The organism is Pseudoalteromonas sp. GW168-MNA-CIBAN-0100, from assembly GCF_040309225.1.
Lineage (GTDB): Bacteria > Pseudomonadota > Gammaproteobacteria > Enterobacterales > Alteromonadaceae > Pseudoalteromonas > Pseudoalteromonas arctica.
On sequence record NZ_JBEOOL010000005.1, the window covers coordinates 152,954 to 167,696 of the forward strand.

The 14,743-nt window shown below is 38.7% G+C and carries 14 protein-coding genes and 1 tRNA gene; 9 read left to right on the forward strand and 6 right to left on the reverse strand.

All coding sequences use genetic code 11. The features are described 5' to 3' along the window. Positions 1-27: 27 nt before the first annotated feature. From dps to AAEY62_RS04585, 4 genes are all read right to left on the reverse strand, one after another. Complete coding sequence (dps, locus tag AAEY62_RS04570; protein WP_010553097.1) at positions 28-552, reverse strand: DNA starvation/stationary phase protection protein Dps; 525 nt, start codon at positions 550-552, stop codon at positions 28-30. A gap of 235 nt (positions 553-787) precedes the next feature. Further along, on the reverse strand, positions 788-1,156 hold the full coding sequence (locus AAEY62_RS04575; RefSeq protein ID WP_007581464.1) for a DUF2237 family protein: 369 nt from the start codon (positions 1,154-1,156) through the stop codon (positions 788-790). Between the two features lie 136 nt (positions 1,157-1,292). Then, positions 1,293-3,161 (reverse strand): bifunctional glutathionylspermidine amidase/synthase, encoded by a 1,869-nt coding sequence (gene gss, locus AAEY62_RS04580; protein WP_024590251.1) that lies wholly within the window; start codon positions 3,159-3,161, stop codon positions 1,293-1,295. A gap of 331 nt (positions 3,162-3,492) precedes the next feature. Continuing rightward, entirely contained in the window at positions 3,493-3,879 is a 387-nt protein-coding gene (locus AAEY62_RS04585; protein ID WP_024590252.1) for a hypothetical protein, read from the reverse strand. A 370-nt stretch (positions 3,880-4,249) separates the two neighbouring features. Here AAEY62_RS04585 and AAEY62_RS04590 point away from each other — a divergent pair, with 370 nt between their 5' ends. From AAEY62_RS04590 to AAEY62_RS04605, 4 genes are all read left to right on the forward strand, one after another. Continuing rightward, positions 4,250-5,083: a mechanosensitive ion channel family protein gene (locus tag AAEY62_RS04590; protein WP_024590253.1), complete on the forward strand. Its 834-nt coding sequence runs from the start codon at positions 4,250-4,252 to the stop codon at positions 5,081-5,083. A gap of 247 nt (positions 5,084-5,330) precedes the next feature. Further along, positions 5,331-7,397 carry a catalase gene (locus AAEY62_RS04595; RefSeq protein WP_024590254.1) on the forward strand — a complete coding sequence of 689 codons (2,067 nt, stop codon included), beginning with the start codon at positions 5,331-5,333 and terminating at the stop codon, positions 7,395-7,397. Positions 7,398-7,499: 102 nt separating this feature from the next. Further along, positions 7,500-7,970: a GFA family protein gene (locus AAEY62_RS04600; protein WP_024590255.1), complete on the forward strand. Its 471-nt coding sequence runs from the start codon at positions 7,500-7,502 to the stop codon at positions 7,968-7,970. A 100-nt stretch (positions 7,971-8,070) separates the two neighbouring features. After that, positions 8,071-8,544, forward strand: coding sequence for a VOC family protein (locus AAEY62_RS04605; RefSeq protein WP_024590256.1), 474 nt, complete (start codon positions 8,071-8,073; stop codon positions 8,542-8,544). A gap of 218 nt (positions 8,545-8,762) precedes the next feature. Here the strand turns inward: AAEY62_RS04605 and AAEY62_RS04610 are convergent. Further along, a tRNA-Leu gene (locus AAEY62_RS04610) sits at positions 8,763-8,847 on the reverse strand. Positions 8,848-9,239: 392 nt separating this feature from the next. On the opposite strand from AAEY62_RS04610, the gene AAEY62_RS04615 reads away from it, so the two are divergent. From AAEY62_RS04615 to AAEY62_RS04635, 5 genes are all read left to right on the forward strand, one after another. Further along, positions 9,240-10,229: a fatty acid desaturase gene (locus AAEY62_RS04615; protein ID WP_024590257.1), complete on the forward strand. Its 990-nt coding sequence runs from the start codon at positions 9,240-9,242 to the stop codon at positions 10,227-10,229. Positions 10,230-10,630: 401 nt separating this feature from the next. Then, positions 10,631-11,917, forward strand: coding sequence for an amidohydrolase (locus tag AAEY62_RS04620; RefSeq protein ID WP_024590258.1), 1,287 nt, complete (start codon positions 10,631-10,633; stop codon positions 11,915-11,917). 401 nt (positions 11,918-12,318) lie between these two features. Further along, entirely contained in the window at positions 12,319-12,732 is a 414-nt protein-coding gene (locus AAEY62_RS04625; protein ID WP_010553118.1) for a GFA family protein, read from the forward strand. Positions 12,733-12,745: 13 nt separating this feature from the next. Next, a complete protein-coding gene (locus AAEY62_RS04630; RefSeq protein WP_024590260.1) occupies positions 12,746-13,192 on the forward strand; it encodes a Rid family detoxifying hydrolase in 447 nt (148 codons plus the stop codon). Positions 13,193-13,293: 101 nt separating this feature from the next. Then, a complete protein-coding gene (locus AAEY62_RS04635; RefSeq protein WP_024590261.1) occupies positions 13,294-13,515 on the forward strand; it encodes a hypothetical protein in 222 nt (73 codons plus the stop codon). On the opposite strand, the gene AAEY62_RS04640 is transcribed toward AAEY62_RS04635, so the two are convergent. Continuing rightward, a complete protein-coding gene (locus AAEY62_RS04640; protein WP_024590262.1) occupies positions 13,504-14,700 on the reverse strand; it encodes an MFS transporter in 1,197 nt (398 codons plus the stop codon). The two genes, AAEY62_RS04635 and AAEY62_RS04640, sit on opposite strands and share 12 nt — an antisense overlap. Between the last annotated feature and the right edge of the window lie 43 nt (positions 14,701-14,743).

Below are 14,743 nucleotides of genomic sequence, written 5' to 3' on the forward strand. Positions count from 1 at the left end.
ATGCTGGGCTTTTTTAGATTAAATATATTAGCTTTTTAACTCGCCTGTAGATGATTCTAAATGGGCTCTAATAAACCACTGAAATTGCTCTAGGTCAGCTAGTTGGCTGGTGATCATATCTTCAGACACCGGATCTAATTCAGAAAGAGTCTCAATTGCTTTGCGGTGATCGCCATTAACGCCGTTGTATACTTTATCAAGTGCGGCTAAATGCTCGGTTACTAACCCTTTACCTACTGAGTATTCGTTCCATGTACGACGATCTACAATTGATTTAGGCGTACCAACAGGCACTCCACCAAGAGTCGCAATTCGCTCTGCAATTGTATCTGTCATTTCGCGCACAATGTCTACTTGTGGGTCTATCATTTCGTGTACGCCAATAAAGTTAGGTCCCACTACATTCCAGTGAATATGCTTTAAAGTAAGCTGTAAATCTATCAATGCAACCATGCGGTTATCTAGCGTAGCTATTGTTTTTTGAGCTGATTCGTCACTCATACCTGGCGCGGTAAATTTAGTTGTTTTGTTTGATTCGTTATTGTTACTCATAATTTCTCCTACTTAAGTAATGTGTTGCTCATATAATATGTTGCGTTATGAGCATGACTTAAACTTAGTGAAGCAACTGTTATGCCGTAAGCTGATTGTTTTTAAAAGTGATTTAAAAACATGTGGTTATGTTTTTATTTAAGATTTCAGAGGCTGGAGGGGGGATTGGATTTTTGAAAAGCCTGCATACATTTGTAAAATCTGCAGACTTTAATTTAATAACGCTTAAGTGTATTTAAACTTTGGCTATATATTCGTGCGCTTTTAAAACATCGAGCGGCACTATTTCTAATGATTTTTTATTTGTGGCTTCAAGTACCACTGGTGGCGCAACGTTTGCTGAAATAGCATGAAGCCATCTTACTGCACACAAGCACCATTTATCACCGGCTTTTAAACCTTCAAAATCGTAAAGAGGGTTTGGGCTTATTAAGTCGTTACCTTGTGATTTTGAAAATTGTAAAAACTCGTCAGTCATAATTGCACACACACTGTGATTGCCAAGATCTGATTCTGGTACATAACAAAATCCTTCACGTGTGTAGCCACCATTACCGCAACATAGTTTTAAACGTGTGCCAAGTACATTAAATTGATTCGCCATGAAATACCTTAGTTTGTGGTGTTTAATAAATTTACTCTATCAGGAGTAACTCGCTTGAGATAGCTATAAAACTTAAAAGAGGGAAGGGGGTCTACACAAACTTAAGCCCGCAGCAAAATTGCGGGCTTAGTATTATTTATTTAATACGCAGTGCCATACAATCGCTATGGCCGTTTATGATCATGCTTTTATCAACACGTACGCCACCACCAGAGTATTTTCCGGCGGCTGTAAAACTACATATTTGTACAAAGTAGTCATCTACTTTAGGCAGTGCAAATAGTTGTTGGTATATTTGGTCTTGCTCGGCAAAGTGCCCCATTGTTTTTTCTATAACTTGCTGCTGTTCATCAACAAGTTGAATATTAGCACCACAACGTCCTACTATTGGTTTAACTACATAACCGGTTTGTAATAACTCGTCGTTAAGCTCAAACGCGGTATTAAGTAAATATTTATGATTAGGGAATAAACTCCACAGTATTGGTAAAATAGCCTTGTTACTTGGGATCAATGTCCACAGCGGTTCAAATACCATCACGTTTTTACGCAGCAGTACATCGACTAAGCGTGGCGTTTCACCAATTTTGAATTGTGGTTCAAAGTTATCACCTAATGATTGGTCGGCTTCACATTCTTCACGAATTTGATCAAGTGCGGTTTCCCACGACCACGTTTTCCACACGTAACTCAGTTGTGCGCCATCTGCATCTACTATGTTGCCTGATTCATTCCAGCGAAGTGTGCTTAAGCCAATTACTAACTTACACTCAAAGCCCGCGGCTTCAATGGCTTCTTTCATAAATAATGCGTGATAATGCTCTTCTGGTTCATCATCTTGCAGAATATGAACAAGACCTTTTACTTCACTTTTACGCCATGCTTTTACGAGATCTTTAAATAAATTTTGGCCTGCATCTACACCTGTTTTAACACCAAAGTGTTTTGCCCATTTACCCTGAACTTTGCCGCTCTCCATATAACACGATGCCGAATCGCAATTGTATTCGTAAACTTTTAAACCTGCTGCTGTTAAAGCAAAGTCAAACCGACTGGTAATTAATTGGTTTAAGCGGTTATCCCACGATTGGCGAATTTTATTAATCACAACATCGGGTAAATTAAACTTTTTTAATAACTCAGGGTGCTGCAGTACATAGTCGGTTGCATGCATAAATAAGCCATGCAGCTCATTTGTTGCATGCTCAATGCTTTGCTGCGCCGTTTGAGATATCGCAAAGTAATTATGCTGATCCTCAGCGACTGATGTAAGTTTATGACCTTGCATCATTTCTACGTAAGCAGCTTCATCGTCATTCGCAATATTTAACCATGACTTGTTTGCTTGCCCTGTATCTGCTGCTTTATGTGCTTCTATAGTAAATAGATCAGTGTTTAGCTCAGACGTTGGCTCAGCATATTCTGTTTCATCAGTTTGTGTCATCCAACCTAAAATAGTGGCGTCGCTGTAAGAGCACTCAATCCAATAGTCGTCATCTTTGGTTACTTTTGCTTTTAGTTCACGACACCAGCTTTGATCTTTTGGCCATATTTGATGTCCTACATTTTGCTCAGCAAGGCGTATTTTATCTTCATATACTTCAACAACGACAGCAACATGGCCTGTTTCTTCAAACTCGCCGCCTTCCTCCCAAATAAGTAAACTACCTACTTGAGGATGGTGTTTAGCACCATTTTTAAACGCGTTTAGTGGCAATCTGTTTTGGCTATTTACATCGCGCACTGAACGCAGCTCAAAAATATCGTAAGCCATAGCAATATCCTCAAAAATATAGCTATGGTTGAGATACATCCATCGACGTGCAAACTCAACGCATTGCCATTTATAGCCCATGTAAATGCCATCAAGGTAACTACGATAGGCGCTACGATTAGGATAAATGCTTTCGTCAGCCGTATCATAATCAGATGAATACACAGCAACATTACCAGGTGCATAACCTAATAAGGTACCAAAATCACTAGCAGGAGCAGAAGATTTCATAAACAAAGATGTTCAAAATAAAGGTGTGATAATTTGCTGACTATATGAGCGAAACTGCGTTATAGCAAGATATAAAATATGTTTTTACGAAGGGGGATAAGTAAAAAATTACTCATTCATTAAAGAGTGAAAATACGGGAGAGTACTTTTACTAATAGTGTTAGGTTTGGTGCTTTTTTGACTTGTAACTGTTTGAAAGTTATTGATACTTTTGAAGTGATTATTACTGTTTAAATCTCAACTAAAAAATGGAGAAGCTATAGGTAACTTCTCCACTTTTATTATTCATATTTAGTGATTTTTATAATATGTAAAGCAGGTTAACGCGCTGCTAAATCATTTCAGCATCTATATGGCGTATTAGGTTTGATACCCAATTAACATATTGGCGGTGAATTTTTTTGCCGTTGTAGTTTAAGTTAATAGAGTCTTTATAGTTGATTGAGTATGCCGTTTTTTCATATGCAATATCGACAGTTAATTGGTGTGTGCGAATATCCAGTACACCTTTTATTTTACCTTCACTCATAGGCGTACACTTCCAACCAAGCTGAATACATGCCTTTAGAATACCTTTTTCTACGTCAGCTTCACTGTTGGTAATTGTTGATGTTTGCGGAATAGGGTTTTGTTCAAAGTCTCTTACTGCAACAGATGTTGAACAACCAGCAAGTACAGTAAGTGCTGCCGCTGTAAGTAAAATTGAGTACTTTTTCATAATAATCCTTTGTTTTAATTTCATCCAATTGTGTTGTCTCGCCAATATATGCGCGCTTAGGTGAGATTATCGGTAAATTTATAGATGAGTGCCAGCAATAATTAGAAAATTAAAAGAGTTAACTGAGATTTATCTCGGGTATTAGCTTTATTTATGAACTAGTTAAAGTTTAATTATTTAAGCTATAAACCAAGGGTTAAAGCAAAATTATGTGTTGAAAGATTTACGTGAGCGATGACATGTTTTGAGGGAACGCTCTTTCTTTATGTTTTAAATTACTCCTATAGCCGTACTTTAGTTAATTTTTTGTTAAACTATTGCGATTAGTATGGATTGAAGTCAGTTAAAAGTTTTTAAAACAGGAAAAACAATGGAAGACATAATAAACAACATTGATATTAATCAATATTTACCCGCTGCAATTACGTGGGCAACCAACATATTACTGGCGATTGCAATTTTACTTGCGGGCTTATGGTTGGCAGGCAAAGTACGCAATTTAATTATTGGCTTATGCCATAAATACACTCATCTTGATGATACGCTTTTTCGCTTTTTAGGCAGCATGGCTCGCTACATCATATTAGCGTTCGTTATTATTGCTGTATTAAATCGCTTTGGTGTACAAACAGCCTCTATTATTGCTTTGCTAGGTGCTGCGGGACTTGCTATAGGCTTGGCGTTACAAGGTGCAATGTCGAACCTTGCCGCGGGCGTTATGTTGCTAATATTTAGACCTTATAAAGTGAATGACTTTATTGAGGCTGCAGGGCGTTTTGGTAAAGTAACAGAAGTAGATATGTTTACTACTATTTTACAAACGTTCGATAACCAACAGGTTATTATTCCAAATAGTCAAATTTGGGGCGCGCAAATTATAAACCATTCACATCATCCAATTCGTGGTGTGGATATGCATTTTGGTGTTGCATACGGTGAAGATACAACGGCTGTACGTAAAGTTATAGATGCCGTACTTGCAGCGCACCCACACATACTAAAAGATCCAGCTCCTTTTGTTGAAGTAGAAACACTTAACAACAGCTCAGTAGACTTTTTAGTAAGACCTTTTTGTAAGGGCGAGCATTACTTCGATATTCTTTACACTGTGCCAGAGTTAATTAAAAAAGCACTAGATGAAAACAACATCGAAATACCTTTCCCGCATCGTAAAGTTATTTTAGTTAACGAAAGCAAAGATTAACTAAATTTAAACCGATTTAAACTCAAGGGCACTTTTAAAGTACCCTTTTTTTGATCTTGAAAAACTTACAGGGCTCTGTAAGTTTTTCTATTTTTAATAACGCTTAAAACTCCTCTTTTAATCTGTACCCCGCGCTTTCATTGCTCTTATTGTTTGGTCTTTATTTTGCATTTAGCTCTGTTGCTTTTGCTGTTAAGCAAACTTTAAAAACTACCCCAATCACTTAAATTGTAATGAAGGATTAGACATGGCTGAATCATTTAAATACGCAGGTAAAAAAGGAAATGGCGGCGAGCTGCGCCAAAGTGCATCAGACGGCTACCCAACAATGACCACAGCGCAAGGTTGCCCTGTGAGCGACGATCAGAATTCGTTAAAAGTAGGCGAACGCGGTCCAGGTTTGATGGAAGATCAGGTGCTGCGCGAAAAGCTTTTCCATTTTGACCACGAGCGTATTCCTGAGCGAGTAGTGCATGCACGAGGTTACGGGGCACATGGGTACTTTGAAACTTACGACACGCTTGAAGATTTAACCTGTGCAGATATTTTTCAGCGAAAAGGTGAAAAAACCCCAGTATTTACTCGTTTCTCTACGGTTGCAGGTAATAAAGGGTCTCCAGATTTAGCACGTGATGTACGTGGTTTTGCGGTAAAATTTTATACCCAAGAAGGAAACTGGGATTTAGTGGGAAACAATATACCGGTATTCTTTATTCAAGATGCGATGAAGTTTCCTGACTTAGTTCATTCAGCTAAAGCCGAGCCAGACCGTGGTTTCCCCCAAGCGCAAACAGCACATGATAACTTTTGGGACTTTGTGAGCTTGTCGCCTGAGTCAATGCACATGGTTATGTGGGCAATGTCTGATAGAGCTATTCCGCGCTCTTTACGCTTTATGGAAGGCTTTGGCGTTCATACATTTAAATTTATTAATGCCAAAGGTGATGAGAAATTTGTTAAATTTCATTGGAAACCAAAAGGCGGCATGCAATCAGTAGTATGGAACGAAGCACTTAAGCTAAACGGCGCGGACCCTGATTTTCATCGCAGAGACATGTGGGAATCTATTGGCAACGGCGACTTCCCTGAGTGGGAGTTAGGGGTACAAGTATTTGATCAGCAATTTGCTGATGAGTTTGAATTTGATGTATTCGATGCCACTAAACTTATACCAGAGGAACAAGTACCAGTACAAATTGTTGGCCGCATGGTGCTTGACCGTGTTGTCGACAACTTTTTTGCAGAAACAGAGCAAGTTGCATTTTGTACACAAAACATTGTACCAGGACTCGATTTCACCCCAGATCCATTACTACAAGGGCGTAATTTTTCATACCTTGATACTCAAACAAAACGCCTTGGTGGACCTAACTTTACGCAAATTCCGGTAAATGCGCCTAAGTGCCCAATGAGGCATTTTCAGCAAGATGGGCACATGGCGATGCAAAATCCTAAAGGACGTGTTAACTACGAACCTAACTCATGGAGCGCAGGCGAAAATAATCCTCGTGAATGCCCTGTGCACGGGTTTAAAAGTTCATCAGAGCAAATGAGTGGGGATAAGCTACGTTATCGTTCAGACACATTCAGCGATCATTACAGTCAAGCTCGTCAGTTTTACTTAAGCCAAACAGAGGTAGAGCAAGCGCATATACAATCTGCGTACGTGTTTGAGCTTTCTAAAGTCGAGCATGTACCAATACGAGAGCGTTTGGTATCGCATTTATTAAATATTGACGAAACCCTCGCAAATAAAGTTGCCGAAGGACTTGGCTTGCAAGAAATGCCAGATCCAGCTGAAGCTGCTATGCCAACACGTAAAGACTTACCTGTATCTGATGCATTAAGTATTTTAAAAAATCCCCCGAATACATTTAAAGGCCGCAAATTAGGTATTTTAGTGAGTGATGGCTTTAATGCAGAAATTTTTGAATCGGTTACCAATACACTTAAAAGTGAAGGTGCAAACTTTGAAATTATTGCCCCACAAGTCGGCGGTGCTAAATGCAGTAAAGGTAAGCACTTTAAAGCTGATCAAGTTATTAATGGTGGTCCATCGGTTTTATACGATGCGGTACTTGTACTCACCACTGAAGAGGGAGCTGAAAAACTAGCAGCTATTGCAGAAGCTAAAGACTTTGTAAGTGATGCGTATGCACATATGAAATACATAGGTTTTACAAGTGAGGCTAAGCCATTATTTAAAGCAGCAGGGCTCGATGACAAAGCAGATGATGGTTGGGTAGATTTAGAGGCACATTCAGCCGATAAATTTATAAATACATTGCGTAATTTAAGATATTGGAAACGTTAGTAAGCTCAATAATTAAAAAACCACAGCATGTAATTGTTGTGGTTTTTTTAAGCTCACCTAGTTAAGGTATTAGTTCAAGCCAACAATAAAATTGGATATATTATGAAGCTTAATGGCGCTTGTCACTGTGGCAAAGTGGTATTTACGGTCAACTCAAAACACCCTTATCCTTATAATTTATGCTATTGCTCTGTATGTCGTAAAACCGCAGGGGGCGGCGGGTTTGTTATTAATTTGAACGCACAATACAGCACGCTTGAGGTTACTGGGCGTGAACACATAACTATTTATCATGCAAAAATAGGCGATAAAATCAGCCCTGCAGAGCGTCATTTTTGTAAGCATTGTAGTGCTAACTTGTGGTTATACGATGCACGTTGGCCTGAGCAAGTTCACCCCTTTGCAGGTGCAATAGATAGTGAGTTACCCATACCGCCAGAGCGCACTCATTTAATGCTTGGTAGTAAAGCAAATTGGGTAAATGCACCCATTAATGAAGGTGACAAGCAATTTGAAGAATATCCTGATGAAAGTATCGCTGCTTGGCATAAGCGTTTAAGCCTCGAAAAGTAACGCAATTTTTTGTATGAGCTAAGCTTAAATTTAGGGGCAATTAAACGCATATTTAGTTAATTAAATATTAAAAATCACCGCGTAAGTAAAGGAGAATATTATGGCAGTCCCAGCAATACCAAAAGGGTTTCATTCAGTTACACCATATTTAATTATGAATGACGCACAAAAAGCGATAGATTTTTATTGTGATGCATTTAGTGCTGAACATGTAATGCAGATGCCTTTACCTGATGGTGGAATAGCCCATGCAGAAATAATAATTGGTGATTCGCATATTATGCTTTCAGATATTGGTTCTGAAGAACATTTAAAAAGCCCAAAAGAACTAGGTGGTACAGCGCTAAGCCTTATGCTTTATGTTGAAGATGTTGATACCGTATTTAAAAAAGCAATTGAGCTTGGTGCAACACTAATAAGACCCGTACATGATCAGTTTTATGGTGATAGGACCGGCACGATACAAGACCCATTTGGTCATATATGGATCATTGGTACACACAAAGAAGATGTTAGTGACGAAGAGTTAAATATTCGAATAGGGGATATAACAAATCAAGAGCAAGACGCATAACTAGCATGCTTATTAGATTTATGTACCTTCCTAATTACGTTGACGGCTTTAATGGAAGGCTTGTAGCTTTTGCTTCAGCTTAACTAGGTTTTATCTTGTTATCGAAACCGTTTTCTTACCTCAAAATAGCTCACTTAATTAAGCGAATTGGTATAAATTACTAGTTAAATTTTAGGCATAAAAAAACCTCAGCCAATAATTAGCTGAGGTTCAAAAAGTGGTACCAGCGGCCGGACTCGAACCGGCACTCCTTTCGGAAGGGGATTTTGAATCCCCCATGTCTACCAATTTCATCACGCTGGCATAATTTTTCTTTAATCTTTTAAGCATAAAAAGATAAAGAAAAACCACTTAAAATAAAAAGGATACTTATATACCTCTTATTCTGTATCCGCATTATACAAACAAAAGAGGGGGCGGCAAGCCTTTTCTTTTATTTACATAAACAACTGGTTGATAATTAATCGTTTATAGCAAGGATACTCCACAGGTAAATTTTTTAAGTCTTTTTGGGCTGATATATAAAGCGAATATTTTGGGTTATGAGTGCTATTAAACTTGTTATGCGATTGAATAAATAAGCAATTGAACTATTGGTAATAGTTAATCGTACTACAATAAATATTCCTGCTTTATCCCGATGTTGCGCTTAATTCAGGTATTATTTGTACAACAAGGTTTTTAAGACATTATATATGACTCAATTAAGTGCCAAACAGAACATTCAATCGATTGTGAAAGCAATTAAGGCAGAGGAAGCATCACTTCGTCAAAAGTACCCATTACTTGCACATCAAAATACCTTAGGGTTAATTATTTTATTGCTATCGCTTAGCGCATTAATTGGTGTTGGTGTTTTATATTATTTAGCCATCATACCTGCTTGGGTATGTATAGTACTTGCGGCTATTGCAGCGTCTATTTCCCATGAGTTAGAGCACGACCTCATACATAAACAATACTTTAGTAATCAGCCGTTCATGCATGATTTTATGATGCTAACAGTATGGTTAATGCGGCCAAATACTATTAGCCCATGGTACCGACGTAAAATGCATTTACACCATCACAAAACCTCAGGCACACAACAAGACCTAGAAGAACGCTTGGTGGGTAACGGTATTAAAAATCCATTTTTACGTGCGCTAGTTATTGTAGATGGGTTATTAGGGTTAGTTATTTCTACTAAACGTTTTAGAAAAGAAATTAATGGCTTTAGTTTTTCGAGTGTTTTTAATGCGGGATTTCCGGTAACTACTGCGTATTTTGCTGTTTTATATAGCGTTATTTTATTTCATATCGTTGATTTATTTATACCACTTTCACTAAATTCGCCTAGCTGGTTGTTAAGTACAATGAATGTGTTCGAGTTTTTAATGGTTGTGCTCATTGTTCCTAATATTATTCGCTCAAGCTCGCTTAATTTTGTTACCTCAAGCATGCATTACTATGGCGGCGTTAATAACATGCTTGAGCAAACTCATGTACTAACGAGCCGTTTATTTATGCCGTTTCACTTGTTTTGTTTTAACTTTGGTAAAACGCATACTATCCACCATTTTGTGCCAAATCAGCCGTTTTATTTACGTCAAATGCTAAGTGAAAAAATACTTAAAGTAATGGCGCAACACAACGTGCGCTTTAACGATTTTGACAGCATAAAAAATGCTAACGCATTTAAATAATTACCCCCAACATAAGGGGAGGTTCTACATTGCTATTCTTATTTTATAGTTTGAATAGCAATTATGTACCAAACCTATTACTCGTTAACTTCTTCTATCCACCACCGCGCTTATTAAAACTCACTTTACGTGCGTTGGTTGACTATTCAATGCCATTTTTAAATCAATAAAAACAAAAATGGTAGGCTTAATTAGCGCTAAATCTTCAAACTAAAAATAGATAAAACCAGTGAAAAGTGAAGTGGCCCCCTATAGTTGGGCATCTAGCTTAAATGGGATTGATTATTGTAGAGCCTTCAGTAATAGTGGTTATAGAGCGAACTAATTATGTTCTCAATAATACATAAGGGCTCGTGCTCATCAATATTATAAAACCAATAAATATAATAAGGACAAACAGGATGAAAAAATCACTAATTTCAATAGCGCTGGGCTTTGCTGCCCTTAGTGCGCTCAATGCCAATGCAAACATTGATCAGCAAGTTAAAAAGATAGAGCAACAGGTTATTGATTGGCGACGTGATTTTCATCAAAACCCTGAGCTTGGAAATCGCGAAACCCGCACAGCAGGTATCGTAGCTAAGCACTTAAAGTCGCTGGGTATGGAGGTACAAACGGGGATTGCTTATACAGGCGTTGTGGGGTTATTAAAAGGCGCAAAGCCTGGTCCAACAGTAATGCTACGTGCAGATATGGACGCGCTGCCAGTTACTGAAAAAGCCGATGTTGATTTTAAATCAACTAAAACCACTAATTACCGTGGTGTAGATGTAGGCATAATGCATGCTTGTGGGCACGACACGCACGTGGCCATGCTTATGGGCGCTGCACAAGTGCTTGCAAACATGAAAGATGAGCTACACGGTAATATTATGTTTGTATTTCAGCCTGCAGAAGAAGGCGCACCAGAGGGGGAAGAGGGTGGCGCTGAGCTAATGCTTAAAGAAGGCATATTTAAACAATACAAACCAGAAGCTGCTTTTGGGTTACATATAACATCTAGTTTGCACAGCGGTAAAATTGGTTATAGAAGTGGCCCTGCAATGGCCAGTGCAGACCGATTTGAAATAATTGTACATGGCAAGCAGGCACACGGCTCTGCACCGTGGACTGGGGTTGACCCTATTGCTGCTGCCGCGCAAATAGTAACTGGCGTTAATCATATTGTTAGTCGCCAAATTAACATTACCAAAGAGCCCGCTATTGTCTCGTTTGGAAAAATAGCGGGAGGCGTACGCAATAATATTATTCCTGAAGAAGTAGAAATGGTGGGTACAATTCGTAACTTTGATATGGATAATCGTGCACAAATATTTGAAAAAATAAAAACCACAGCCACGCACATTGCTAAATCGTCAGGTGCAACTGCAGAGGTACACATTCACGAAGGTTATCCGGTAACGATTAATAACCCTGAGCTTACTGCGCAAATGTTACCTAGCCTTAAAAAAGCAGCAGGTAATGGAAACGTAGTGGAAATGGGAAAAATAACCGGCGCAGAAGACTTTTCGTTTTACGCATTAGAAGTGCCGAGTGTATTTGTATTTTTAGGCGGTACACCCAGTGAGCAAGATTTAAATACAGTGTCTAGCAATCACTCACCTTATTTTTATGCCGACGAATCATCGTTTAAAGTAGGCACTAAGGCGCTTAGTCTATTAGCCATTGATTATTTGAACGCACATTAATACCAACTCGCAATAATACATAATCAATTTGAGGGATTAAACCGCACGTTAACTTCGTTAAAAATTTCTCATATAGAACAACTAAATAACGAAATTTTTGCCTTGTTATCGACACGGTTTTCTTACCTCAAAATAGACAACTTAATTAAGCGAATTGGTATAAAAATAATTTAGACGCACCACGTTACGCTATTAGCTTAACGTGGTATTGCTGTTTTATTTAAAACATCGGATCATGTTTGTAGCACTTGTTCAACTTTGAAAATCACTCTAAAGAATTAAACATCTAGCCGAACATACAAATGAACCGGCGAGCAATTTTTTATATTTTAAAAATAATGAATCGATATTGCCGGTCTTATATCTCGATTCAATCTTCATAAGCATTAAGGATTTAAATAATGGAAATTACTGGAAGCTGTTACTGTGGTGAAATTAAATACCAGGCAAAGTCTCAAAATAACAATGCACTTGTTTGTCATTGTAGCGATTGCCAACGTATGTCGAGCGGCCCATTTAGAGCCGTTATAATTGCAGAGCCAAACTCGGTAGTATTTACCCAAGGTGAGCCAAAAGAGTTTGTTAAAACAGCTCAAAGTGGTAACAAGCGTGCGCAAGGTTTTTGTGGCACATGTGGTACAACACTATATGCAACTAACGAAGCTAAAGCTGACCGTGTATATGGCTTGCGTATTGGTGCGGTTGATCAGCGTGATCAGTTTACGCCAACAGCACAAATTTGGTCTAAATCGACGCTTAATTGGCTTAACGAATTACATCAAGTGCCTTCATTTGAAACCACACCACAAAAATAAGGTAAGCCAGGTAATGAGCTCACTGATAAAAACCGCTTTTTTAGCAAGCACATTAATTACCGGCAGTGCATTCGCAGCTTCGAGTAATGTAGACTTTTTAAATGCAGGCAAAGCTAATCCTAACTTGCCATTTTCGCAAATAGTAAAAGCCGGTAATACGCTTTATATGTCGGGGCAAATAGGGATTAACCCTGCAACAGGTAAGTTGGCTACAGGCGGTTTTGAAGGCGAGGCTAAACAAACACTTGAAAATATTAAACGCACTTTAGAGCAACATAACTACAGTATGGGCAATATTGTAAAGTGCACCGTTATGCTTACCAATATTAACGACTTTAAAGCATTTAATGCTATTTATACTCAGTATTTTAGTGCGCCGTATCCTGCACGGAGTGCCTTTGCAGTTAAGGCGTTAGCCCTTGATTCTTTGGTAGAAGTTGAATGTATTGGTGCTGTTTAGTTGATACTCAGCAGTATTACTTCTAAAAAGTAATACTGCTTTTGAAATTTTATATACAAAAAGGCTGTCTATTTGAGTAGTTACATAACAGAGGAAATATTATGTGTAGTTCACCTAAAAGCAGCCGAGCATTTAAAAAAACAGCCATTAGTTTTAATGATGAGCTTACTCAAGAACAGCGTTTACGTTTTGCTGCAAAGGCTAATTTAGCGCAAGAGCGCCGTGAACAGCGTGAAGCAACTAATAAACGCTATGAGCAAAAACACACGAGCAACAAAACTTCGTCTGGTTTATTTTCGTGGTTACAGCAGCTAGTTAGCTGATTTAGCTAAAGTGGTGTTTTTACCACTGCCTAAACCACATAATGCACACAGTACTCCGGCAATAGCACACAGCCATAATGGCGCACTCCAACTGCCTGTTGTTGTGTGTAATGCACCAGCGAGCATAGGACCAATAGCCGCGAGCAAATAACCTACGCTTTGCGACATACCTGAAAGCGACGCTGCTTGTTGCGAATCATCGGTTCGTAAACTAATAAACGACAGCCCTAATATAAAACACGCTCCAGAGCAAAAACCTAGCATTAGGGTCCAAACAAAAGCAAAGTTAGGCATGTAAAGTAGCCCCAATGCACTAAGTGCACTCAACATGGCTAAAATAAAGCTAAGCGCGCTTTGATCTTTTAATTTGGCAAGTAACGGAATTAATATTAAACCCGGTAATGCAGTCGCTATTTGAAAAGCCCCATGATAAGCACCTGCTTGCGTAGCACTTTGGCCGGTTTCGATTAATATACTAGGTAACCACGTAATAATTATATAATTTAAAAACGAGTTTAAGCCCAGCAGTAGGGTAATTTGCCATGCTAGTAAATAACGCCATACACTTTTTGACGTGTCAGCGTGTTGAGTAATACTCGCGGGTTTTGTGTGCTTACTTAATTGCGAGATCCATATAATAATACTCGCCAGAGTAATAAGAGCTGATGAGCCCAGCGCAAGTTGCCATCCTAATCCGTTTAACTGACTAAGCGGAAATACCAAAGTGGAAAACCCACCCGATACCACGCCCATAGTAAGCACGTAGGCTGAGGTCATTAACGCAACCTTTGCAGGAAAGTCGCGCTTAATTAAACTTGGTAATAATACGTTTGCAATGGCAATACCCACACCAATAATAGCGGTGCCCACAAAAAGCATGGCTGAGGTATTTATTACCCGCGCTGCAACCCCTGCAAGTATAAATAACAAAGCCACAAACAAGGTGCGCTCTAAACCTTGCTTTTTAGCAAGAGTTGCGGCCATTGGCGATACAACCGCAAAAGCAATGAGTGGCAATGTTGTTAAAAACCCAGCTTGCGATGCGCTAAGCCCAAAGTGATTAATAATTTGTTCAAGCACAGGTGCAATACCTGTAAATGTGGCGCGTAAATTTGCGGCAATAAGTAATATGCCAAGCACAAGTAATATGCCAGCAAAGCGTGATTTAGGTGTGTTATTTAACAAAAGGGAAGACCATTAAAGCTAATACTTAATGGGCGCTAGTATA